At 67.8% G+C, this 22,546-nt stretch carries 15 protein-coding genes and 3 pseudogenes; 9 read left to right on the plus strand and 9 right to left on the minus strand.

From position 1 onward, the window contains the following. Positions 1-87: 87 nt before the first annotated feature. Positions 88-1,131: a type IV pilus twitching motility protein PilT gene (locus ACFJGX_RS07205; protein WP_291121788.1), complete on the minus strand. Its 1,044-nt coding sequence runs from the start codon at positions 1,129-1,131 to the stop codon at positions 88-90. 39 nt (positions 1,132-1,170) lie between these two features. On the opposite strand from ACFJGX_RS07205, the gene ACFJGX_RS07210 reads away from it, so the two are divergent. After that, the gene (locus tag ACFJGX_RS07210) at positions 1,171-1,890 is read left to right on the plus strand and encodes a YggS family pyridoxal phosphate-dependent enzyme (RefSeq protein ID WP_382153514.1); all 720 of its coding nucleotides are present in this window, start codon (positions 1,171-1,173) and stop codon (positions 1,888-1,890) included. Here ACFJGX_RS07210 and ACFJGX_RS07215 read toward each other — a convergent pair. Continuing rightward, complete coding sequence (locus ACFJGX_RS07215) at positions 1,874-2,167, minus strand: DUF3617 domain-containing protein (RefSeq protein WP_382328113.1); 294 nt, start codon at positions 2,165-2,167, stop codon at positions 1,874-1,876. The two genes, ACFJGX_RS07210 and ACFJGX_RS07215, sit on opposite strands and share 17 nt — an antisense overlap. On the opposite strand from ACFJGX_RS07215, the gene ACFJGX_RS07220 reads away from it, so the two are divergent. Continuing rightward, entirely contained in the window at positions 2,154-2,441 is a 288-nt protein-coding gene (locus ACFJGX_RS07220) for a hypothetical protein (protein WP_382328115.1), read from the plus strand. The genes ACFJGX_RS07215 and ACFJGX_RS07220 overlap by 14 nt on opposite strands. Positions 2,442-2,492: 51 nt before the next feature. On the opposite strand, the gene ACFJGX_RS07225 is transcribed toward ACFJGX_RS07220, so the two are convergent. Then, complete coding sequence (locus ACFJGX_RS07225; RefSeq protein ID WP_297395587.1) at positions 2,493-2,963, minus strand: Lrp/AsnC ligand binding domain-containing protein; 471 nt, start codon at positions 2,961-2,963, stop codon at positions 2,493-2,495. Between the two features lie 106 nt (positions 2,964-3,069). Between ACFJGX_RS07225 and ACFJGX_RS07230 the strand changes: the two are divergent. Together ACFJGX_RS07230 and ACFJGX_RS07235 are read left to right on the plus strand one after the other, a co-directional pair. After that, a pseudogene (locus tag ACFJGX_RS07230) lies at positions 3,070-6,043 on the plus strand (L-glutamate gamma-semialdehyde dehydrogenase). A 48-nt stretch (positions 6,044-6,091) separates the two neighbouring features. Continuing rightward, the gene (locus ACFJGX_RS07235) at positions 6,092-7,150 is read left to right on the plus strand and encodes a cupin-like domain-containing protein (protein WP_382322163.1); all 1,059 of its coding nucleotides are present in this window, start codon (positions 6,092-6,094) and stop codon (positions 7,148-7,150) included. A 19-nt stretch (positions 7,151-7,169) separates the two neighbouring features. Here ACFJGX_RS07235 and ACFJGX_RS07240 read toward each other — a convergent pair whose 3' ends face one another. Then, on the minus strand, positions 7,170-10,106 hold the full coding sequence (locus ACFJGX_RS07240; RefSeq protein ID WP_382322162.1) for an EAL domain-containing protein: 2,937 nt from the start codon (positions 10,104-10,106) through the stop codon (positions 7,170-7,172). A 262-nt stretch (positions 10,107-10,368) separates the two neighbouring features. Here ACFJGX_RS07240 and ACFJGX_RS07245 point away from each other — a divergent pair, with 262 nt between their 5' ends. Further along, the gene (locus tag ACFJGX_RS07245; RefSeq protein ID WP_291121781.1) at positions 10,369-10,671 is read left to right on the plus strand and encodes an RNA-binding protein; all 303 of its coding nucleotides are present in this window, start codon (positions 10,369-10,371) and stop codon (positions 10,669-10,671) included. A 175-nt stretch (positions 10,672-10,846) separates the two neighbouring features. After that, a pseudogene (locus tag ACFJGX_RS07250) lies at positions 10,847-12,663 on the plus strand (carboxyl transferase domain-containing protein). Positions 12,664-12,687: 24 nt separating this feature from the next. Here the strand turns inward: ACFJGX_RS07250 and ACFJGX_RS07255 are convergent. Together ACFJGX_RS07255 and ACFJGX_RS07260 are read right to left on the minus strand one after the other, a co-directional pair. After that, positions 12,688-13,173, minus strand: a complete 486-nt coding sequence (locus ACFJGX_RS07255) for a response regulator (protein ID WP_291112066.1) — start codon at positions 13,171-13,173, stop codon at positions 12,688-12,690. After that, positions 13,170-16,694, minus strand: a complete 3,525-nt coding sequence (locus ACFJGX_RS07260) for a PAS domain S-box protein (protein ID WP_382328117.1) — start codon at positions 16,692-16,694, stop codon at positions 13,170-13,172. Before ACFJGX_RS07260 ends, ACFJGX_RS07255 begins: the two co-directional genes overlap by 4 nt. Before the next feature lie 28 nt (positions 16,695-16,722). Between ACFJGX_RS07260 and ACFJGX_RS07265 the strand changes: the two genes are divergently transcribed. After that, positions 16,723-17,076, plus strand: coding sequence for a hypothetical protein (locus tag ACFJGX_RS07265; protein WP_382328119.1), 354 nt, complete (start codon positions 16,723-16,725; stop codon positions 17,074-17,076). A 3-nt stretch (positions 17,077-17,079) separates the two neighbouring features. On the opposite strand, the pseudogene ACFJGX_RS07270 reads toward ACFJGX_RS07265, so the two are convergent. Then, positions 17,080-18,581 (minus strand): annotated as a pseudogene (locus ACFJGX_RS07270) (FAD-linked oxidase C-terminal domain-containing protein). Between the two features lie 208 nt (positions 18,582-18,789). Here ACFJGX_RS07270 and ACFJGX_RS07275 point away from each other — a divergent pair. Beyond that, positions 18,790-19,212 (plus strand): Hsp20/alpha crystallin family protein, encoded by a 423-nt coding sequence (locus tag ACFJGX_RS07275; RefSeq protein ID WP_382322159.1) that lies wholly within the window; start codon positions 18,790-18,792, stop codon positions 19,210-19,212. Between the two features lie 24 nt (positions 19,213-19,236). Here ACFJGX_RS07275 and ACFJGX_RS07280 read toward each other — a convergent pair whose 3' ends face one another. Together ACFJGX_RS07280 and purU are read right to left on the minus strand one after the other, a co-directional pair. Then, positions 19,237-20,106 (minus strand): LysR substrate-binding domain-containing protein, encoded by an 870-nt coding sequence (locus ACFJGX_RS07280; RefSeq protein ID WP_382322158.1) that lies wholly within the window; start codon positions 20,104-20,106, stop codon positions 19,237-19,239. Between the two features lie 85 nt (positions 20,107-20,191). Continuing rightward, on the minus strand, positions 20,192-21,040 hold the full coding sequence (purU, locus tag ACFJGX_RS07285; RefSeq protein ID WP_382322157.1) for a formyltetrahydrofolate deformylase: 849 nt from the start codon (positions 21,038-21,040) through the stop codon (positions 20,192-20,194). A gap of 124 nt (positions 21,041-21,164) precedes the next feature. Between purU and ACFJGX_RS07290 the strand changes: the two genes are divergently transcribed. Continuing rightward, positions 21,165-22,505 (plus strand): aminotransferase class III-fold pyridoxal phosphate-dependent enzyme, encoded by a 1,341-nt coding sequence (locus tag ACFJGX_RS07290; RefSeq protein WP_382322156.1) that lies wholly within the window; start codon positions 21,165-21,167, stop codon positions 22,503-22,505. Positions 22,506-22,546: the final 41 nt, after the last annotated feature.

The following is a 22,546-nucleotide window of genomic DNA, read 5'->3' on the forward strand; positions in this document are numbered from 1 at the left end:
CGGCCGCCGCGCAGGGCCGCCCCAAGCAAGGCCAGCCCCCTTGGGGGGCAGCGACCCGCGCAGCGGTGGAGCGTGGGTGTCGTCATTTCAGCCTGGGAAGTTCTCGGGGATCTTCGCCTTGCCGCGCGCCTCCGCCGGGCTGATCACATTGCGCTTGACCAGCTCCGAGAGGTTCTGGTCCAGCGTCTGCATGCCCACGCTGTTGCCGGTCTGGATGGCCGAATACATTTGCGCCACCTTGGCCTCGCGGATCAGGTTGCGGATCGCGCTGGTGCCCAGCATGATCTCGTGCGCCGCGACACGGCCCGAGCCGTCCTTGGTCTTGCACAGCGTCTGCGAAATCACCGCCACCAGCGATTCGGAGAGCATCGCGCGCACCATGTCTTTCTCTTCGGCCGGGAACACGTCGATGATGCGGTCGATGGTCTTGGCCGCGCTGGAGGTGTGCAGCGTGCCGAACACCAGGTGGCCGGTCTCGGCGGCGGTCATCGCCAGGCGGATGGTTTCGAGGTCGCGCATTTCGCCGACCAGGATCGCGTCCGGGTCTTCGCGCAGCGCCGAGCGCAGCGCGTTCGAAAAACTCAGCGTGTGCGGGCCCACCTCGCGCTGGTTGACCAGGCACTTCTTGGACTCGTGCACGAACTCCACCGGGTCTTCCACCGTGAGGATGTGGCCGTACTCGGTTTCATTGAGGTGGTTGACCATGCCGGCGAGCGTGGTGGACTTGCCCGAACCGGTGGGCCCGGTCACCAGCACCAGGCCGCGCGGGCGCAGCGCGAGGTCGCCGAAGATCTTGGGTGCGTTGAGTTGCTCCAGCGTGAGGATCTTGCTCGGGATGGTGCGGAACACCGCGCCAGCGCCGCGGTTGTGGTTGAAGGCGTTGACGCGGAAGCGGGCCAGGCCTTCGATCTCGAACGAGAAGTCGCACTCCAGGAACTCTTCGTACTGCTTGCGCTGGCTGTCGTTCATGATGTCGTACACCATGCCGTGGACCTGCTTGTGGTCCAGCGGTTCGACGTTGATGCGTCGCACATCACCATGCACCCGTATCATGGGTGGAAGACCGGCCGAGAGATGAAGATCGGATGCTTTGTTCTTGACGCTGAAAGCCAGCAGTTGGGTGATATCCATCCCGGGGTCCCGTGCGGTGTTGAGGTATGACGGCAGATTATGACGACCATTGAACGCAATCTCCAAGGGCTGAAAGAGCGCATTTCGCGTGCTTGTTCACATGCCGGACGCCCCGTGGAGGCGGTGGTTTTGCTCGCGGTTTCCAAGACCTTCGGACCGGACGCCGTTCGTCAGGCGCAGGCCGCCGGTCAGCGGTGTTTTGGCGAAAACTACGTGCAGGAGGGCGTCGAGAAGATCCTCGCGCTGCGCGAGTCGGCTGTTGCGCCGACGCCAACGCAATGGCACTGCATCGGCCCGCTGCAAAGCAACAAGACCCGTTTGGTGGCCGCGCATTTCGACTGGGTGCAATCGGTGGACCGGCTCAAGATCGCCGAGCGCCTGAGTGAACAGCGCCCCGAAGGACTGCCGCCCTTGCAGGTGTGCCTGCAGGTGAATGTGGACGGTGGCCTCACGAAAGCAGGCGTGGCGCCGGCCGAACTGCGCGAACTGGCGCAGGCGGTGGCGCGCTTGCCGAACCTGCGCCTGCGCGGCCTGATGTGCATCCCCGAACCGGCCGAGACCTTCGAAGCCCAGCGCGCGGTGTTCCTGCAGGCGAAGGAGTTGTTTGATCAACTCAATGGCGCGGGCTTGGCACTCGACACGCTGTCCATGGGCATGAGCGACGACCTCGAGGCCGCCATCGCCGCCGGCTCGACCATGGTGCGCGTGGGGCGCGCCGTGTTCGGCGGCCGCCCCGCCAAACTCACTTCCTTGGCTTGACCGTCCCGCAGTCGGCCGACAGCCACTTGCCCTGGCCCTCCATGGTCATGGTCTGGGGCTTGCCCTGGTGCGTGGTGTTCATCACCATCTTCACGGTGTAGGCGGCGTCGCCGCTGAAGGTGTAGGTGCCTTCGCCCGAGGACGGGGGCTTCTTGCAGACGAAACTCATCTTGAGCGCGGTGGCGCTGCGCGAGGTGACGGTGTTGGTGCAGTCGCCATCGCCTTGCATCGGCATGTCCTGCCGCGCGGCCATCTCGGGCGTGATGCAGACCTTCATCGGCCATGCCGCCGCCCGAGCCCGGCGTGGGCATGGCCTTGCCCTGTCTGGCCAGCATGTCCTCCATCTGCTTGCGTTGCGCGGGCGGCATGCTGGCCATCTGCTGCTGCATCTGCGCCATGGCCTGGTCCATCTGGGCACTGCCACCGACCTTCTGGGTCATTTCCCACAGGCCGGGTTTGATGCTCTGGGCGTGCGCGGTGGTGGCGGCCAGCGTGACGCCCAGCAACAGGGGGGTGATGGTGGTGTGGTGCATGGCGGCTCCCATGGGTGAGAGTGCCATTGTGCGGCGCCGGGTGGGCGTGTCAACGGCGGCGTCAATGGATCACAAGGGCAGCCGCGAGCTGTTCTTTACCTCTTCCATCACCGCGTAGGTTCTTGTCTCGCGCACGCCGGGCAGCTGCCACAACACGCTGCCGGCGAAGTCGCGGTAGGCGGCCATGTCCGCCATGCGGGTCTTGAGCAGGTAGTCGAAACCGCCGGCGACCATGTGGCATTCCATGATCTCGTCGCGCACCTGCACGGCGGCCTTGAATTCGTTGAACACGTTGGGCGTGGTGCGGTCGAGCAGCACCTCGACGAAGACCATCATGCCCCGCCCGAGCTTGAGCGGGTTCAGCCGCGCCTCGTAGCCCAGGATGTAGCCGTCGCGCTGCAGGCGCTGGGTGCGCGCGAGCACGGCGGTGGGTGACAGGGCCACCGCCTCGGCCAGCTTGAGGTTGGTCAGCCGGCCGTCGGCCTGCAGGAGCTGCAGGATCTTCAGGTCGATGCGATCGGGTTCCTGGGTGTCGGACATGGTGGTGAATTATCCGGTTGGAGCTGATATTTTTGGTGAAAAACTCGGTTGATTCGGCGGCACCATGCGTGAATTCACCGATCGCCCGCCTTTCTGGAGTGTTCCAATGCCCCGTGCCCAAGACCGCCTGCCGTTCCCTTACCGCCCCGAAGCCGGCGTTCTCGCCCAGCGCCTGAGCGCCTTGCGCGGTGCCCTGGATTGGGTAGCAGCCGCGGACCATGCGGCGCCCTGGGTGCGCGCGGTGCGCGAGAACCCGCCGCCATTCTGGGCCATGGAGAGCCTGCTCAAGGAGTACCCGATCTCCAGCGCCGAGGGCCTGGCCCTGATGCGACTGGCCGAGGCGCTGCTGCGCGTGCCCGACGCCGAGACCGCGATCGCCCTCACCGCCGACCAGCTGGGCCGAGCCGACTTCGATGGCGCGGCCGACTCGACGCTGGCGCGCCTCTCGTCCACGGCGATCGCCATGTCCAAACATTTCCTGCCGCACGCGGGCAGCGAGCCCGGTCTGATGGCCAAGCTGGGCGCCAAGACCGTGGTGGCCGCGACGCTGCGCGCGGTGCAGTTGCTGGGCCGCCAGTTCGTGTTGGGGCAGACCATCGAGGAGGGCATGAAGGAGGCCGCCTCGGCGCGCAGGCGCCAGGCCAACCTGCGCTTCAGCTTCGACATGTTGGGCGAGGGCGCCCGCACCGACGAAGACGCCCTGCGCTACCTCGCGAGCTACCGCAACGCCATCGCGGCGATCGCGCGCAGCGCCGACCCGGCGCGGCACCCGGGCCAGAACGACGGCATCTCGATCAAGCTCAGCGCCTTGCACCCGCGCTACGAGGACGCGCAACACGACCGCGTGATGCGCGAGCTCGTGCCGCGCGTGTGGTCGCTGTGCGAGGCGGCGGCCGCCGCCAGCCTCAACCTCACCATCGACGCGGAAGAGGTGGACCGGCTCGAACTCTCGCTGGCCGTGTTCGAGGCCCTGGCGACCCGGGTGGCGCAACACTGCCCCCAATGGCAGGGTTTCGGCCTGGCCTTGCAGGCCTACCAGACGCGGGCGGTCGAGCTGATCGAGCACGTGGCGGGCCTGGCGCGGCAGCACCGGTTGAAGTTCATGTGCCGCCTGGTCAAGGGCGCGTACTGGGACGCCGAGATCAAGCGCGCGCAGGAGCTGGGCCTGCCGGCCTACCCGGTGTTCACGCAGAAGCCGCACACCGACGTGAGCTACCTGGCCTGCGCGCGGGCCCTGTTCGCGGCGCACGACGCGATCCACCCGCAGTTCGCCACGCACAACGCGGGCACCATCGCGGCCATCTTGCAGATGGCGGCGAAGCAGGGCACGCCGTTCGAGTTGCAGCGCCTGCACGGCATGGGCGAAGGCATCTACCGCGAGGTGTTGAAGAACCCGGCCGTCTCGTGCCGCGTCTACGCCCCGGTGGGCGCGCACCGTGACCTGTTGGCCTACCTGGTGCGCCGCCTGCTGGAGAACGGCGCGAACTCGTCGTTCGTGCACCAGCTGGCCGACGAGTCGGTGGGCATGGACGAGCTGCTGGTGTCGCCGCTGGCACAGTCCCGGCCCGAGGCCCTCGCGTCCCCGCTGCCCTTGCCGCCCGACCTGTACGGCCCGGCGCGCCCCAACAGCGAGGGGCTGGACCTCGCGGTGGTCGCGCACCGCGAGCCGCTGCAGGCCGCGCACGCGGCGCTGGTGGTGCCTGCGGTGGCCGAGGCCCGCGCCGCCGACGCACCAGCCGCCGTGAATGCCGCCGTGCGGGCCTTCGCCGGCTGGAACCACACGCCGCTGGCCGAGCGCGCGGCCACGCTGCGCCGCGCGGCCGACGCCATGCAGCAGCAGATGCCGCGGCTGTGCGCGCTGCTGGTGAAGGAAGCGCACAAGGGCTGGAACGACGCGGTCTCCGAGGTGCGCGAGGCGATCGATTTCCTGCGCTATTACGCGAACGACGCCGAGCGCGTGATGGCACCGCAGGCCCTGCCCGGGCCCACCGGCGAGAGCAACACGCTGCGCCTGGAAGGGCGCGGCGCCTGGGTCTGCATCAGCCCCTGGAATTTCCCGCTGGCGATCTTCACCGGCCAGGTGGCGGCGGCGCTGGTCACGGGCAACACCGTGTTGGCCAAGCCGGCCGAGCAGACCCCCGCCATCGCGCTCGAAGCGGTGAAGCTGCTGCACGCGGCGGGCGTGCCTACCGACGCGCTGCAGTTGCTGCACGGCCCGGGCGATACCGTGGGCGCGGCGCTGGTGGCGCAGCCCGGCGTGGCCGGCGTGGTGTTCACCGGGTCGACGCAGGCTGCGCAAGCTGATCCAGCGCGCGCTCGCCGCGAAGGACGGCCCCATCGTGCCGCTGATCGCCGAGACCGGTGGCATCAACGCCATGCTGGTGGACAGCACGGCCCTGCCCGAGCAGGTGGCCGATGCCGTGGTGCAGAGCGCGTTCCGCAGCGCGGGCCAGCGCTGTTCGGCGCTGCGCCTGTTGTGCGTGCACGAGGCCGTGGCCGATGGCGTGATCGCGATGATCCAGGGCGCGGCGAGCGAGCTGGTGGCGGGCGACCCGGCCGATCTGGCCACCGACCTGGGGCCGGTGATCGATGCCGAAGCCTTCGAGGGCATCGGCCGCCATCTGCAGCGCCTGAATGCCCAGGCCCGGCCGCTGCTCGACGCGAACCGCTCGCCGGCCCTGCCTCAGCTGGTCGCGCCGCGCATGTACGAGGTGGGTGACATCGCCGAGGTGGCGCAGGAGATCTTCGGCCCGGTGCTGCAGGTGGTGCGCTGGGGCGGCGACCCGATGGGCGTCATCCAGCAGATCAACGCGCTGGGCTACGGCCTCACGCTGGGCATCCAGACCCGCATCGACAGCCGCGCACTGGCGCTGGCCGGCGCGGCGCGCGTGGGCAACGTCTACGTGAACCGCAACATGATCGGCGCCGTCGTGGGCGTGCAGCCCTTCGGGGGCGAAGGCCTCAGCGGCACCGGGCCCAAGGCGGGCGGTCCGCACTACCTGCAGCGCTTCTGCGCCGAGCAGACGCTCACCATCAACACCACGGCGGCCGGGGGCAACGTGGCGCTGTTCACCGGGTAACCCTCCGACACGTTTCGACACCCGGCCGGTGCGATACTGGCCGCCGCCATGAGCCCGCCCACCATTCCCGCCGCGCCCAAGCCCCTGGAGGCGGCGCCCTTTCGCCCGCTCGACGCGGGCTGGCTGCAATGGATCGCCGAGAACAGGCTGCGCCATTGCACGCCCGAATCCATGCTGGTCACCATGACCGAGGCGGGCCTGGACCCGGCGGAGTGCGAGCCCGCGATCCGGGCGATGGACAGCGACCCGGCGTTCCTTGCCGCGCGCAAGTTTCAGCAGCTGCAGACCAAGCTCGAATCGGTGATGGCCAACCAGCAGAAGCTGCTGGAGCTGAACCCGTGCTATGGGCAGGTGGAGAAGCGCGGCGACGTGCCGCTGGACGAGTTCGTCGAGAAATACGTGGTGGGCAGCCGCCCGCTGGTGCTCACCGGCGTGGCGCGCGACTGGCCCGCCCTGCAACGCTGGTCGCCCCAGGACCTGCGGGAGCGCTTCGGCCACCTGCAGGTGGAGATCCAGGCCGAACGCAGCGCGGACCCGAATTACGAGGTCAACAAGCTGGACCACCGGCGCAGCGTGGGCCTGGCGAATTTTGTCGATCAGGTGCTGGCCGGCGGCACCACCAACGACTACTACCTGACCGCCAACAACGAGATGCTGGCGCGGCCCGAATTCGCGCCCATCCTGGCCGACATCGGCAGCCTGCCGGCCTTCTGCGACCCCTCGCAGCTGGCGCGCCGCGCCTCGTTCTGGTTCGGCCCGGCGGGCACGGTCACGCCGCTGCACCACGACACGCTCATGCTGTGCCACACGCAGATCGTGGGGCGCAAGCGCTGGCGCTTCATCTCACCCTTGCAGACGCCGCTGCTCTACAACCACTTCGAGGTCTACAGCCCGATCGATCTGGACCGGCCGGACCTCGCGCGTTATCCGCTGTTCAGCCAGGCCACGGTGCTCGAGGTGATCGTCGAGCCGGGCGAGACGGTGTTCCTGCCCCTGGGCTGGTGGCACCAGGTGACGGCGCTGGACGTGAGCCTGTCGTTCTCGTTCTCCAACCTGGCCCTGCCCAACCATTACAGCTTCCAGAACCCCACCATCACCAACTGGTGAGGGGTGGGGCTGCCGCCGTTCAGGACAGCACCAGCATGCCCGCGGTCGGGTTCTGCAGCAGGGCGTCGAGCGCCTCGATGGGCAGGGGCTTGGCGAACAGGTGGCCCTGGAACTGGTCGCAGCCCTGGTAGGCCAGGAAGTCGCGCTGTTCCTGCGTTTCCACGCCTTCGGCCACCACCTGCAGGCTCAGGCTTTGTGCCAGCGCGATGATGGCGCGCGAGATCGCGGCGTCGTTCGGGTCGGTGAGCACGTCGGCCACGAAGCCCTTGTCGATCTTGAGCTGGTCCAGCGGCAGGCGCTTGAGCACCGAGAGCGAGGAATAGCCGACGCCGAAGTCGTCGAGCGAGAGCGTCACGCCCAAGGCCTTGAGCATGCCCATCTTGTCGATGGTGATCTCCATGCGGTCGGCCAGCAGGCTTTCGGTGAGCTCGAGCTTGAGCTTGTGCGGTCGGATGCCGGTGCGTGTGATCGCGGCCATCACCATGTCCACGAAATCGGGATGGCGGAACTGGCGCACGCTCACGTTGACCGCGATGCTCAGGTTGGCGGTCTGCGCCCGGTCGGCCCAGGCCGCGAGCTGCTCGCAGGCCTTCTCCAGCACCCACTGGCCCAGCGGCAGGATCAGGCCGGTGTCTTCGGCCACGGGAATGAAATCGGCCGGGAACATCAGGCCGCGCTGCGGGTGCTGCCAGCGCACCAGGGCCTCCACGCCGGTGATCACGCCCACGCGGTCCACCTGCGGCTGGTAGTGCACGACGAATTGCTGCTCGCTCAGCGCCACGCGCAGGTCGGAGCTCACGGTGGCGTTGGCGCTCACCGTGGCCTGCATGTTGGGGTCGAAGAAGCACAGCGTGTTGCGGCCCAGCGACTTGGCCTGGTACATCGCCAGGTCGGCCTGCTTGAGCAGCTCGCCCACGTCGCTCTGCTGGCCGTTGAACGAGGTCACGCCGATGCTGGGGGTGGCGAAATGCTGGTGGCCGGTGAGCTGGAAGGGCTCTCGCAGCGTGTTGAGCACCTTCTCGGCCAGGGCGGTGGCCTTGAAGGCGGCGGCGTCCGGGTCGGTGCTCAGGTCGTCGACCATCACCACGAACTCGTCGCCGCCCAGGCGCGCGACCATGTCGGTCTTGCGCACGCTCTTGGTCAGGCGCGCGGCCACCTTCTGCAACAGCTGGTCGCCCATGTGGTGGCCCAGCGTGTCGTTGAGGATCTTGAAGTTGTCCAGGTCGATGAACATCAGCGCACCGTGCTGGCCCGAGCGCGCGCTCGCCGCCAGGGCCTGCTGCAGCCGGTCCAGCAGCAGCTGGCGGTTGGGCAGGTCGGTCAACGCGTCGTAGAACGCCAGGTGGCGGATCATGTCCTCGGCGGTCTTGCGCTGCGTGATGTCGCGGCCCACCGCCACCCAGTGCGTCACCTCTTCGGCGGTGGCCTGCACCGACACCACCTCGAGCTCCACCCAGAACATGGCGCCGTTCTTGCGGCGCACCATCAGTTCGGTGCGCGCCTGTTGCGTCTGCTGCAGGCCTTGCGCGAGTTCGCGCAGCTTGGGGATGGCCGGGTCGAGTTCGAGCAACATGCGCGGCGTCTGCCCCAGCACCTCGGCGCGGCTGTAGCCGGTGTGCTGCTCGAAGGCGTCGTTCACGAACACGATGCGCGGCTCCTGGTCGTCGCTGCCCGCGCCGGTCTCGGCGATCACCACGATGTCGTTGAGCCGGGACACGCTGGTCTCCAGCAGCATCAGCTGTTCCTGCGAGCGCCGCCGTTCGGTGACGTCGCGGAAGTAGACCGCCAGGCCTTCGGCGAACGGGTAGGCCCGAACCTCCAGCCATTTGCCCAGCGTGGGGAAGAAGTCTTCCAGCTCCACGCGGCGGTTGGTGTTGAGCGATTTCGTGAGCTGGTCTTTCAGGCGCTGCGAGAGGCCGGCGCTGAAACCTTGCCAGACCTCCAGCCCCAGCAGATCGGCGGTGGTCTTCTGCAGCAGCCGTTCGCTCTCCTGGTTGAGGTAGGTGAAGCAGCACTGCCGGTCCAGCGTGACGAAGGCTTCCGTGATGCTGGCCAGGGTGGTGGTCAGGCGCATCGCCAGGCGCAGCGTGTCCTGCTGGGCCTGCTTCTGCGCCGAGATGTCCTGGATCGCGCCCTGGATGCGCACGATCTGGCCGTTGGCGCGCCGCACGGCGGTGCCCACGGTGCGCACCCACTTGGGCGCGCCGCCTTCGACCATCACCTGGATCTCCTCGTCGAAGCCTTCGCCGTACTGCGCGCAGCGCTCCAGGCGCTGGCGGATGCCGTTGCGCCACTCGGGGGAGTAGCGCTGCACCATGTCCTCGAGGTTGCGCACCTGCCGGTGATCGGCCAGTCCGAGGATGGTGGCGAACTCGTCCGAGTGCACGACCTCGCGCGTGGAGAGCTGCAACGACCAGCTGCCCGCGCCGGCCGTGTGCTCGGTCAGGTTGAGCCGGCTTTCGCTTTCGCGCAGCACGTTGGCGTTGTACTGCTCGCTTTGTTCGCAGCGGCGCGCCAGCGCCAGCACATCGGCGGCGTGTTGCGACAGCAACTGCAGCAGGGGCGTGCCGATCGCCGGCTGTTCGCGCGGGCCGTGGTCGAGCAGCAGCAGGCCGGACTGTCCCACCGCATCGAACACCGGCAGCCAATGTCCGTGGCGCCAAGGGCTGGCGGTCTCGGGCAGCCAGCGCTCCACATCGGCGCGCTCGCGCAGCAGCGCGGTGCAGGCCTCCAGGGCCCTGGCCGCCTGATCCGGGTCGAGCCCGTGCGAGCCCAGAACTTCGGGCGGCGCATGGGACAGGTCCACCAGCAGCGCCGCGCCCGTGCCCGCGAGCTGCGTGGCGATCTGGGCCAGGCGATCGAGCTCACCGCGCTGGTGAGGCACGGTCCAGGCGCCGGTGCGCTCCATCGCGGTGTCGGCGACCAAAGGGGGGCGGTTGTCGGATCCAGGGCGCATGGCAAGGGGTTTCGGTGGTCGAGGGTGCAGCATACAGACCGTCTGTCATCTGCCGCACACATGGCGGGCGTAAGGTCGCCCCAGGCGTGTGAACTTCCGCACGACCTCCCCAAATGTGGGGAATTTTTGTAACATAAATGTTAGATTTTGTTGCTTATGTTCTAACATGGCCCCCATCGCCGATGCCAAGCCTCCGTTTTCACAACACTTTCGCGCCACCGCATCGCCACCACCGCCGATTTGAACTTTGAGGGAGTTGATTGTGAGCACACTCGCAGAACTCAGGCAATACAGCGACGTCTCCAGCCTGAAATCCGCACTGCACCAGCTGTGCAGTGAGTTCGGGCGCATCACGCGGCTCGACATCCTGACCGCCATGCACGAAGGCACCAAGCAGGCCATCTGCTTCCTGCGCATGGAGCGCCCCGAGCAGGAGCAGGTGCTGATGAAAAGCCTGGGCGTGGGCCGCTTCGGGGGTGAAGTCGTCTTCGTGCTGAACCTCAACGTGCCCGTGACGGCCGAGGACGGTCCTTCGTCCCAGTGGGCCGACTCCGACATCTATTGAAAGCACCCCCCGCGTCGCCTGCGGCGCCACCCCCCTGAAGGGGGGCGACACTTCGGGCCGGCACAGCCGGACCCTCGGTGTCTCTGGAAAGGGAGCTCCTCGCTCCGGCTCTTTTCCTGTCTCCCGATTGACCTCTGCGCGCCCTGGCGCCGCGCAGAATCGGCGCATGAATGCCTTGCGCTCTCCCCTGGCCGCTCAGATCGTTCAATGGCTGGTCGCCCCTGGTGACCCGGTGCGCCAGGGCGACGTGCTGGTGATCCTCGAAGCCATGAAGATGGAGCACGAGCTGCGTGCCGAAGCGCCTGGCCGTGTGCTGGAGCTGTTGTTCGCCCCGGGCGAGTCGGTGCAGCAGGGCGACGTCCTGTTGCGCACCGAGCCGGTCGCCCGCGCCGCCACCCCGCCCACCACCGCACCGCAGGAGACCGCCCAGGCCGGGCCGGCCGCGCTCAGGCCCGACCTGCAGCGCCTGCTCGACCGCCAGGCCCGCACGCTCGACGCGGCCCGGCCCGAGGCGGTGGCGCGCCGCCACGCCCTCGGCCAGCGCACCGCGCGCGAGAACATCGCCGACCTCTGCGACGAGGGCGGCTTCATCGAGTACGGCGCGCTGGCGGTGGCCGCGCAGCGCCAGCGCCGCAGCGAAGACGACCTGATCGCCCACACCCCGGCCGACGGCATGGTGACCGGCATCGGTTCCGTCAATGCCGCCCAACACGGCGCCGAGCGGTCGCGCACCGCGGTGATGGCCTACGACGCCACGGTGCTGGCGGGCACGCAGGGCATGCGCAACCACCAGAAGACCGATCGGCTGCTGGGCCTTGCGCTGGCGCAGCGCCTGCCGGTGGTGCTGTTCGCGGAAGGCGGTGGTGGCCGACCGGGCGACACCGACATGCCCATCGTCGCCGGCCTGCATGTGGGCACCTTCGCCGCGTTCGCGCGCCTCTCGGGCCAGGTGCCGGTGCTGGGCGTCGTCAGTGGCCGCTGTTTTGCGGGCAACGCCGCCTTGCTGGGCTGCTGCGACGTGGTGATCGCCACCCGGGGCAGCAACATCGGCATGGGTGGCCCGGCCATGGTGGAGGGGGCGGGCTGGGCGTGTTCCGGCCCGAGCAGATCGGCCCGAGCCCGGTGCAGCACGCCAATGGCGTGATCGACGTGCTGGTGGACGACGAAGCGCAGGCGGTGGCGGTGGCCCGCCAATACCTGTCGTTCTTCCAGGGCCCGGTCGACGGCGGACGCGCACCCGATGCCCGGGCCCTGCGCGACGTGGTGCCGGAGAACCGGCTGCGTGTGTACGACACCCAGGCGGCGATGGCAGGGCTGGTCGATGTCGGCAGCCTGCTGCCGCTGCGCACCGGCTTCGGCGTGGGCATCCACACCGCGCTGGCGCGCATCGAAGGGCGCGCGGTGGGCCTGATCGCCAACAACCCGCTGCATCTGGGCGGTGCGATCGACGCCGACGCCGCCGACAAGGCCGCGCGGTTCATGCAGCTGTGCAACGCACACGGCCTGCCCATCGTGAGCCTAGTCGATACGCCCGGCTTCATGGTCGGGCCGGACATCGAAGCGAGGGCGCAGGTGCGGCACGTCAGCCGCCTGTTCGTGATGGCGGCGGACCTGCGTGTGCCCTTCTTCAGCGTCGTGCTGCGCAAGGGCTACGGCCTGGGCGCCATGGGCATGACGGCCGGTGGGTTCCATTCGCCGGCCTTCACCGTGGCCTGGCCCACGGCCGAATTCGGCGCCATGGGGCTGGAAGGCGCCGTGCGCCTGGGCTATCGCAAGGAGCTCGAAGCGGAGCCGGAGGGGCCGCGGCGCGATGCCTTGTTCGACCGGCTGCTGGCGCAGCAGGTCGCCAATGGCTCGGCGGTGCAGATGGCGACCACGCTCGAGATCGATGCCGTGATCGACCCGGCGCTCACGCGCGACTGGCTGGTCAGGGGACTGGCGGGGGCGAAGGTGTCAGAGCCCCGCCCGGGGCGATTCATCGACACCTGGTGAGGCCCGAGGAGGGCCCCGGGTTCATCAGATCAGGTCGCCGAAACCGGTGGTGCGCACGCCCGCGCTGGGCAGTTGCGGCGCGGTCTGGTTGATGTTGATCCAGAACTCGCATACGTGCTTCATCGCGCTGAGGAACTGCGAGAACTCGGTGGGCTTGGCGATGTAGGCGTTGGTGCCCGCATCGTAGGCGCGCAGCAGGTCGCTCGGCTCGGTGGAGGAGGTCAGCACCACCACGGGGATGTGATGCAGGTTGTCCGAGCCCTTGATTTCCCGGAGCACGCCGATGCCATCCAGCAGGGGCATCTTCAGGTCCAGCAGCACCAGCATGGGGTTGCTGCCCGAGCGGTTGGTGAAACCGTTGCGGCGGTGCAGGTAGTCCAGGGCCTGCATGCCATCCGAGACGTGCGTCACCCGCCCGTCCAGCCCATGGCGCGCCAAGGCCAGCTTGGTCAGCTCGGCATCGTCGGGATTGTCTTCAACGAGAAGGATGGCGTCGGCGTTTTTGCTCATGGTTCCAGGGCGGCCGGCATGGAGTCGGGAGGAGACTCGAACCCATGGGCGCCTTCAAAAGGTAGCGAAAAATAGAACACACTGCCCTCTCCGAGCTGGCTTTCAGCCCAGATGGTGCCGCCGTGTCGCTCAATGATGCGCCGCGTCAGTGCCAGGCCGATGCCAGTGCCTTCAAACTCCGAGGCGCGATGCAGGCGTTGGAAAACGCCAAACAGCTTCTGGGCGTATTTTGTGTCAAAACCCACGCCATTGTCACGAACAAAGAAGGTATAGCCGACAACAGGGTCCATGCTCCAACCCACCTCGATGCGCGTTCTTTCACGCGGACGGGTGTATTTGTAGGCGTTGCCCAACAGGTTGGCCCAGACCTCGCGCAGCAGCAGGGCGTCGCCCTGCACCACGGGCAGGTCGGGCGCCACCACCCAGTCGACCACCCGGCCTTCGGTGTCGTGCCCGATCTGGCCGACCACCGCATCCACCAGCAGGGTGAAGTCCACCGCCGTGAGGTTCACGGCCGAACGCCCCAGGCGCGAGAACGCGAGCAGGCCGTCGATGAGCTGGCTCATGTGCCGGGCTGAATTGCCGATCGTGCTCAGGTAGCGGGCGCTCACCTCGTCGCATTGGCCACCGAGGTGTTCCTCCAGCAGGCTGACGAAACTGGAGATGTGGCGCAGGGGCGACCGCAGGTCGTGCGAGACCGAGTACGAGAACGACTCCAGGTCCTTGTTGGCGGCGAGCAGCTGCTCGGTGCGCTCGACCACCCGGTTCTCCAGCTCGTCGTTGATGTTGCGCATCAGGTCGTCGAGCCGCTTGGCGTCGGTCATGTCCCGGTTGACCTTGGCGAAGCCCTTGAGTTCGCCGCTGTCGTCGCGCAGGGCAATGAGCACCGAGTGCGACCAGTACTGCGAGCCGTCCTTGCGGGTGTGCCAGTTGTGCAGCTCGTGCTGCCCACGTGAGGCCGCCAGGCGCAGCATCTGCATGGCGCTGACCTTGCCATGGTCCGGGTTGACCGGATCGAACAGCACGCCGTAATGGCGGCCCAGCATCTGCGTGGGCGAATAGCCGTCCATGCGCTGGGCGCTGTCGGTCCAATCGGTGATGATGCCGTCGGCATCCATGAAGAAGATGCAGTAGTCGCGCAGGTTGTCCACCATGAGGCGGAAACGCTGTTCGCTCTCCAGCAGTTCCAGCGAGCGCTCGCTGATGCGTTGCTCCAGTTCCTCGTTGAGGTGGACGACGCGCTCTTCGATGCGTTTGCGGTCGGTGATGTCGATGATCTGCACGAACAGGCCCTGCACCTTGCCTTCGTCATTGAAGTCGGGCAGGTAGCTCGCGCTCACGAAGATCTGCTGGCCATCGATGGTGGGGCGCCAGGTCTCGAAGTGGTGGGGCTGGCCGGCCAGCGCCATCCGCATGCGAGGCTCGATGTCGGCCCAGACGTCGGGTTTCACGCATTCACCGATGTGCCGCCCGATGATGTACTGGGGGTCCATGCCATAGACGCGCAGGTGCTCGGCATTGGCGAACCGGAAATGCAGGCCCGCATCGAGGTAGGCGATCAGGCCAGGCACGTGGTCGGTGATGGTCTGAAGGAAGCGCTGGTTGTCGCGCAGCGCCATCTCGGCTGCCTTGCGCAGCGTGATGTCCACCACCGTGGTGTTGCTGCGCAGGAAGCGGCCGTCGGCATCGCGCACGGCGGACGACGAGAGCAGGGCGTGGAAGGTGCTGCCGTCGCGGCGGCGCATCTCGTACTCCACGGCCTCCAAGGCATCGTCCTTCAGGATCTTCTGCATGCGGTGCTCCAGCAGATCCGTGTGCCGCGGCGCCATCATGTCGCGGAAGGCCATCTTGCCCACCACCTCGTCGCGGCGGTAGCCCAGCCAGTCGAGCTCGGTGTCGTTGATGGACACGTAGATGCCGTTGACGTCGAGCGAGTGGTAGCCGCAGGGCGCGTTGTTGTAGAGGTCCTGCGATTGCCGCAGTGCGCTGTTGAGCTGGCCGTTGGCCTGGCGCACCAGGTCTTCCGACGCCTTGCGCTGGGAGAGGTCGATCATCTGGATGATGATCCCCTGCACCTGACCCGCATGCCAGTACGGCGTGTATTCGATGCCGGCGTAGAAGCTGTGGCCATCGGGGAAAGCGCGCTTGCCCTCGAAGCGCTGGATTTCGCCGGACAGCGCGGCGGCCAGGTTCAGGCGCGAGGCCTCGAAATCCTGGGGCCGCGCGATCTGGCTCAGGTGCATGCCGATCAGCTGCTCGGTATCGCCCTGCACCCAGCGCGCGTAGCTGGCGTTGGCGAAGCGGCAGATCAGGTCGCGGTCGAAGAACGCCAGCTGCACCGGCACGCTGTTGGTGATGGCCTGCAGGAAATTGCGCTGTCCCGCGAGGGCGTTCTCGGCGCCCTTGCGTTCGGTGATGTCCACCAGGGTGTTGTTGGTGCGGACGAAACGGCCGTTTTCGTCGACGACCGCGGTGCTGCTGAGCAGGGCCAGGAAGGTGCTGCCGTCGCGGCGGCGGATCGGGAACTCGGCGGCCTCCAGTTTTTCGCCGCGCGTCATGCGCGCCAGGCGCTCGCCGACCAGGTGCTGGTGCTCGGGCGGCACGATGTCGTGGAAGCGCAGCTTGCCGACCACCTCGTCGCGCTCGTAGCCCAGCCAGTCCAGCGCGGTGCGGTTGATCAGCACGAACACGCCGTCGGCGTCCACCGAGTGGTAGCCGCAGGGCGCCTGGTTGTAGAGGGCCTGGGCATCGCGCAGGGCCTGGTGGATGCGCTCCTTGGCTTCGGCCAGTTCGTCGGTGCGTTGCCGCACGCGGGCTTCCAGCTCGACGTTGAAGCGCTGGATCTCTTCCTGCTGCTGGTGCAGCGCGGTGATGTCGCGCGAGACGGCCAGCACCATCACGGGCCGGTTCTGCGCATCGCAGATGGGGGTGACCACCGTGTCCCACCACTTGGGTGTGCCCTTGAAGGTGTTGCCGAACGCCACGAAGCGCGCGCTCTTGCCCTGGCGCGCGCTCTCCAGGGCTTCGCGCGAGAGCAAGGCCCCGTCGTCCGGCCACCAGGTGACCCATTCGCTGTTGCGCACCTGTTCGAAATCGTCCACCTCGACCAGGCGGCAGCCCTGGGCCGTCATCTGCACCACGCGGCCTTGCAGATCGAGCACCTTGGTGCAGTCGGGGCTGCTGGAGATGATCTGGCGGTTCAGCTCGTCCTTGATGCGCGCGTCGGCTTCCAGCGTGCGCATGGGCGTGATGTCCTGCATGAAACCGAGCTGGTTGACGACGGCGCCGTTGGCATCGCGCAAGGGTGCGTTGCGCACCAGCACATGGACCACCTCGTTGCCCGGGCGCACCAGGCGGAACTCCACGCTGAGCGTTTCGGCCTCGGAGATCGCCCGAAACCAGTGCTGCTGCACGCGTTCCAGGTCGTCGGGGTGCACGCGGCTGAACCAGCCGAAGTTGGGGAAGTCCTGCTTCTTCAGCGCGAAGATCGCCTGCAGCTGCTCGTCCACGTGGGTGAGCACGCCCGCGTGGTCGGTGCGAAAGACGCCGATGGGAAAGACGCTGCGCCAGGGCCGAGAACAGCGCTTCGTATTCGATCTGCGCGGTGTGCGGAGCCCGGTCCAAGGCGGCCGCTTCCAGCGCGGTTTCCAGAGGCAGTGGCAGGTCGGCCTGGCGCTTCAGGTCGGTGCTGTCGGGCTGGCCGCTGAGCCGCTGCGCGTAGCTGCGGCGCAGGTGCTCGTTCTCCGCTCGCAGGGTTTCCAGCTCCAGAAGCAACGCACGCTCACGCTCCACAGCCGAGCGTTCGGTTCTGTGGCTGTCAACGCGTTTGTCCTCCGAGGGAAAAAGGGTGCTCATCCGGCACAACTGTACCCCAGGGCCCTCTTTCTCCAGCGTGATATTTGACAGCTAGAAACGCGGTAGCTCAGGGTGCGCCAAAGCCCCCGCGCGCACCAGCATCCGACCGTATTCAGCACAACGTTGCAGGGTCGGGATGACCTTGCCCGGATTCAGTAGCCCATTGGTATCAAAGGCCCGTTTGACGGCGAACATCTGGGCGTTTTCCTCGGCGGAGAACTGGACGCACATGCTGTTGAGCTTTTCCACGCCCACGCCATGTTCGCCGGTGACCGTGCCGCCCATGGCGACGCTGGTCTCCAGGATCTCGGCACCGAACAGTTCGCAGCGGTGCAACTGGTCGGCGTCGTTGGCGTCGAACAGGATCAGCGGGTGCAGGTTGCCGTCGCCCGCATGGAACACGTTGGCGCAGCGCAGCCCGTGCTTCTTCTCCATCTCGGCGATGGCCAGCAGGATGTCGGCCAGGCGCTTGCGCGGAATGGTCGAGTCCATGCACATGTAGTCCGGGCTGATGCGCCCGCTCGCCGGGAACGCGTTCTTGCGCCCGCTCCAGAAACGCAGGCGCTCGGCTTCGTCGCGGCTGACCGCGATGGCGGTGGCGCCGCATTGGCGCAGCACCGCGCTCATGCGGCCGATCTCTTCTTCCACCTCCTCCGGCGTGCCGTCGCTCTCGCACAGCAGGATGGCTTCAGCGCTCAGGTCGTAGCCCGCGTGCACGAAGTCCTCCACCGCCGCGGTCATGGGCTTGTCCATCATTTCGAGGCCGGCCGGGATGATGCCGGCCGCGATCACCGAGGCCACCGCGTCGCCGGCCTTTCGGATGTCGTCGAAGCTGGCCATGATGCAGCGCGCCAGCAGCGGCTTGGGCACCAGCCTGACCGTGACCTCGGTGGTGACGGCCAACATGCCTTCGCTGCCGATCACCAGGGGCAGCAGGTCCAGGCCGGGTGCGTCGAGCGCGTCGCCCCCGAAAGTGACGGGCTCACCCTCGACGGTGAAGCCGCGCACGGCCAGCACGTTGTGCAAGGTCAGGCCGTACTTGAGGCAGTGCACACCACCCGAGTTCTCCGCCACGTTGCCGCCGATGGTGCAGGCGATCTGGCTGCTGGGGTCGGGCGCGTAGTACAGGCCCTGCGGGGCGGCGGCTTCGGAGATCGCGAGGTTGCGCACGCCCGCCTGCACGACCGCGGTGCGCGAGCGCGGATCGATGCGCAGGATGCGGTTGAACTCGCCAGCGACAGCGTGACGCCCAGCGCGTGCGGCATGGCACCGCCCGAGAGCCCCGTGCCCGCGCCGCGCGCCACCACCGGCACGCCCAGGCCGTGGCAGGCCTTGAGCACGGCAGCGACCTGGCCCTCGGTCTCGGGCAGCACCACCACCAGCGGGCGCTCGCGGTACGCGGTCAGGCCATCGCATTCGTAGGGCACCGTGTCCTCGGCCTGCCAGAGCAGTGCGTGCGCCGGCACCACGGCCTGCAGCGCGCGCACCACGTCGGCCTGCCGTTGCGCGCGTTGCAGGGAGGTGTTTTCGGCGGGGCGGGCGGGTGCGTTCATGTGGGGCCGGTGCGGGTCGGATCAAGGGCCGCTCCAGTCTAGGCCAAAGCTTGCGTGCCGGATTGAAGAAACTTGCAGCGCTTTGTGAACGCTTCGGCGGGCGGTGACGAAGGGCCCTTGAAATCGGCGGGCGGTGGCATCAAGTTGTGTTCACCGCAGGACGCCTGTCGCGCCCTGGAACCTCATCATCCATCAGGAGTTTCTTGCCATGAACAGCCTCATTGCCCGCCGTGGTTTTCTCGACGACTTCTTCAACGACGTCGCTCCCGCCTTCTACGTCAAGCCGCTGCACGGCGACGGCCTGCCGGCGCAGATCCGCGTCGATGTGAAAGAGACGCCCGAGGCCTACACCTTGCAGGCCGAAGTGCCCGGCGTGTCCAAGGACGACATCCACGTCAACGTCGACGGCAAGCTGGTGACCCTGCGCGCCGAGATCAAGCAGCAGGACAGCCAGACCGAGGGTGGCAAGCTGCTGCGCAGCGAACGCTACTACGGCGCCGTCTCGCGCAGCTTCCAGCTGCCGGTCGACGTGGACAACAGCGCCGCGAAAGCGAAGTACGAGAACGGTGTGCTGCAGCTCACGCTGCCGAAGAAGACCGCCGCCGCGGCCCAGCGCCTGGCGATCGAATAAACCCGCGATCCGCCGCCGGGCTCGTCAGTTCACGCTCTTCTTGAGCCACTCGGCGAACGCCGCGCATTCCCACCGCTCCATCGCACCGGCCTGCCAGCACAGGTAGTGCGCATGGGGCGATGGGATGTTGCGTGCCGAGATGCGTTCCAGCGAGCCGTTCTCGATCCAGGGCGCGCCCAGCTTGAGGCGCACCAGGGCGACGCCCAGGCCTTGAGCCGCGGCATCGCACATCAGCCCGATGTCGTTGAACGACGAACCCTCGACCGGCTCGGGCCAGTCGAGTTCGTGCGCCGCGAACCAGGTGCGCCAGGGTTCGAGCGGGCTGCGCAACAGGGCGGCGCGCTGCAGGTCTTCCACCGTGTCGAACGGGCCGTTCTCGCGGATGTAGGCGGGAGACGCCAGCGGCGTCACTTCGTCTTTGAGCAGGCAGATGTGCTCCACGTCGGCGTAGCGGCCGGTGCCGTAGCGCACCGTGAGGTCGGCGTCCTCGGCGACCACGTCCAGCAGCGGGATCGAGACCTGCAGCGTCAGGTCGATCTCCGGATAGGCCTCGGTGAACTGGCGCAGGCGCGGCATCAGGATCGAGCGCGCGAAAGTCGGTGTGACGGCCAGCTTGAGCTTGCGTTTTCCCGGCGCCGTGTTGCCGCCCGGAAAACGCTGCAGGATGCCCAGGCCTTCGCGCACGTGGGCCAGGTATTCGCTGCCCTCGGTGGTGAGCGAGAAATCGGCGCGGCCGAACAGCTTGGTGCCCAGGATCTGCTCCAGCTGGCGCACGCGGTGGCTCACCGCGCTGGGCGTCACGTTCAGTTCCTCCCCCGTCTGCGTCACGCTGCGCAGGCGCGCCAGCGCCTCGAAGGTCAGCAGGCACTGGATGGGAGGAATCCGGATGGTCATGGCGCCCCCACGCTCCACCGCTGACGCGTGGTCGCTGCCCCCCGAGGGGGCTGAGCGGCCTTGGGGCGGCCCTGCGGCATCGCGTTCACTTGAACACCACGGTCTTGTGGCCGTTGAGCAGCACGCGGTGTTCGCTGTGCCATTTCACGGCGCGCGCCAGCACCTGGCTTTCGGTGTCGCGGCCGCGCGCGGTGAGGTCTTCCACCGCGTCGGTGTGGTCCACCCGGGCCACGTCCTGCTCGATGATGGGGCCTTCGTCGAGGTCGGCCGTCACGTAGTGGGCGGTGGCCCCGATCAGCTTCACGCCCCGGTCGTGCGCCTGGTAGTAGGGCTTGGCGCCCTTGAAGCTGGGCAGGAAGCTGTGGTGGATGTTGATCGCCTTGCCCGAGAGTTCGCGGCACAGGTTGTTGCTGAGCACCTGCATGTAGCGCGCCAGCACCACCAGCTCGGCGCCTTCGTTCTGGATGATCTCCAGCTGCTTGGCCTCGGCCTGCGGCTTGGTGGCGGCGGTCACCGGGATGTGGTGGAAGGGCACGTTGTAGCTGGCCGCGAGCTGGTAGAAGTCGCGGTGGTTGCTGATGATGGCGCGGATGTCCAGCGGCAGCAGGCCGCTCTTCCAGCGGAACATCAGGTCGTTGAGGCAGTGGCCTTCCTTGCTGACGAAGATGACGGTGCGCACCGGCTCGGCCAGCGGGTGCAGGCTCCACTGCATGGCGAACGGTTCGGCGAACAGCTTCAGGTGCAGGCGCAGGTCGTCCTGGGTGAGCTGGCCGCAGGCGAACTGCACGCGCATGAAGAACAGGCCTGTGGCGTGGTCGTTGTACTGCGCGGCTTCTTCGATGTTGCCCCCGTGCTCCAGCAGGAAGCCGGAAACGGCGTGCACGATGCCCGGGCGGTCCGAGCAGGACAGGGTAAGAACGTAGGTGTGATTCATGGCGTGCGAATTGTCGCAGCAAGGCGCGGTGGGCCTGGCCGAACCCGGCGCAATGGAGCCCCTGGAGGCGGGAGGCGGTGACAAAATGCCGCTTCCCCGTCCTTTTGCCGCAGGAGACGCCCGCATGGCCTACAACGATTTCCGCATGGACAACCAGTGGTTGCCCTTCACGCCCAACCGCAGTTTCCAGAAAGACCCCCGGGTCTTCGTGGCGGCCGACGGCATGTATTTCACGACGCACGACGGCCGCCAGGTCATCGACGGCATTTCCAGCCTGTGGTGCGTGGGCGCCGGCCACAACCGCAAGCCGATCAACGAAGCCATCAAGCAGCAGCTGGACACGCTGGACTACAGCACCGCCTTCAGCGTCAGCAACGACAAGGCCTTTCGCGCCGCCGAGATGATCGCCGCCATGGCGCCGGGCGACCTGAACAAGGTGCTGTTCTGCAACTCCGGCAGCGAGGCCGCCGACACCTCGATGAAGGTGGCGCTGGCCTACCACCGCGCGCGCGGCGAAGGCCACCGCAACATCTTCATCGGCCGCGAGCGCGGTTACCACGGCGTGGGCTTTGGCGGCATGAGCGTGGGCGGCATCCCGGCCAACCGCAAGGTCTACGGCGCCGCCCTGCTGCCGCGCGTGGACCACCTGCGCTTCATCCACGACCCGGTCAAGCACGCCTACGTGCACAACACCGAACCGGTGTGGGACGAAGACCTGCTGCTGGAGCTGGAGAACCGCATCCTGCCGTTGCACGACCCCAGCAACGTGGCGGCCGTGATCGTCGAGCCCGTCGCCGGCAGCGCGGGCTGGTACGTGCCGCCGCAGGGGTACCTCAAGCGCCTGCGGGAGATCTGCGACAAGCACGGCATCCTGCTGATCTTCGACGAGGTGATCACCGGTTTCGGCCGCCTGGGCACGGCTTTCGCGTCGGACTACTACGGCGTGCAGCCCGACATGCTGAATTTCGCCAAGGCCGTGACCAACGGCGTGTTCCCGCTGGGCGGCGTGGTCTGCACCGACCGCATCTACGGCGCCATGATGGGCGCGCACGGCAGCGCGCCGGACCACGCCATCGAGTTCTTCCATGGCTACACCTACTCGGGCCATCCGGTGGCCTGCGCGGCGGCCATCGCCACGCTGGACCTGTTCCGCGAGGAAAACCTGTTCGCCCGCGCGGGCGAGATGGGGCCGGTGCTGGGCGACGCGATGCACAGCGCGCTCAAGGGCTTGCCCCACGTGATCGGCATCCGCAGCCTCGGGCTGGCGGCCGCCGTGGAGCTCACGCCGCAGCCGGGCCTGCCCGGCAAGCGCGCGTTCGACGTGTTCATGGACTGCTACCACCGGGGCGTGCTGGTGCGCAACGCGGGCGACAACCTGGTGTTCGCGCCGCCCTACATCGTCGATCGCGCGCAGATCGAGACCATGGTGGGCACGCTGGCCGACGCGATCAAAAGGCTGGGGTAACCCCCCTGCGCCGCTGGCGCGGCTTCCCCCCGGTGGGGGGA

This window comes from Hydrogenophaga sp. UC242_50, assembly GCF_042697355.1.
Taxonomy (GTDB): Bacteria; Pseudomonadota; Gammaproteobacteria; order Burkholderiales; family Burkholderiaceae_C; genus Hydrogenophaga.

Coding starts and splice junctions, on each gene's coding strand:
- ACFJGX_RS07205 (WP_291121788.1), bottom strand. CDS start 1,131: ATGGATATCACCCAACTGCTGGCTTTCAGCGTCAAGAACAAAGCATCC.
- ACFJGX_RS07210 (WP_382153514.1), top strand. CDS start 1,171: ATGACGACCATTGAACGCAATCTCCAAGGGCTGAAAGAGCGCATTTCG.
- ACFJGX_RS07220 (WP_382328115.1), top strand. CDS start 2,154: ATGCAGACCTTCATCGGCCATGCCGCCGCCCGAGCCCGGCGTGGGCAT.
- ACFJGX_RS07215 (WP_382328113.1), bottom strand. CDS start 2,167: ATGAAGGTCTGCATCACGCCCGAGATGGCCGCGCGGCAGGACATGCCG.
- ACFJGX_RS07225 (WP_297395587.1), bottom strand. CDS start 2,963: ATGTCCGACACCCAGGAACCCGATCGCATCGACCTGAAGATCCTGCAG.
- ACFJGX_RS07235 (WP_382322163.1), top strand. CDS start 6,092: ATGAGCCCGCCCACCATTCCCGCCGCGCCCAAGCCCCTGGAGGCGGCG.
- ACFJGX_RS07240 (WP_382322162.1), bottom strand. CDS start 10,106: ATGCGCCCTGGATCCGACAACCGCCCCCCTTTGGTCGCCGACACCGCG.
- ACFJGX_RS07255 (WP_291112066.1), bottom strand. CDS start 13,173: ATGAGCAAAAACGCCGACGCCATCCTTCTCGTTGAAGACAATCCCGAC.
- ACFJGX_RS07265 (WP_382328119.1), top strand. CDS start 16,723: ATGGGAAAGACGCTGCGCCAGGGCCGAGAACAGCGCTTCGTATTCGAT.
- ACFJGX_RS07275 (WP_382322159.1), top strand. CDS start 18,790: ATGAACAGCCTCATTGCCCGCCGTGGTTTTCTCGACGACTTCTTCAAC.
- ACFJGX_RS07280 (WP_382322158.1), bottom strand. CDS start 20,106: ATGACCATCCGGATTCCTCCCATCCAGTGCCTGCTGACCTTCGAGGCG.
- purU (WP_382322157.1), bottom strand. CDS start 21,040: ATGAATCACACCTACGTTCTTACCCTGTCCTGCTCGGACCGCCCGGGC.
- ACFJGX_RS07290 (WP_382322156.1), top strand. CDS start 21,165: ATGGCCTACAACGATTTCCGCATGGACAACCAGTGGTTGCCCTTCACG.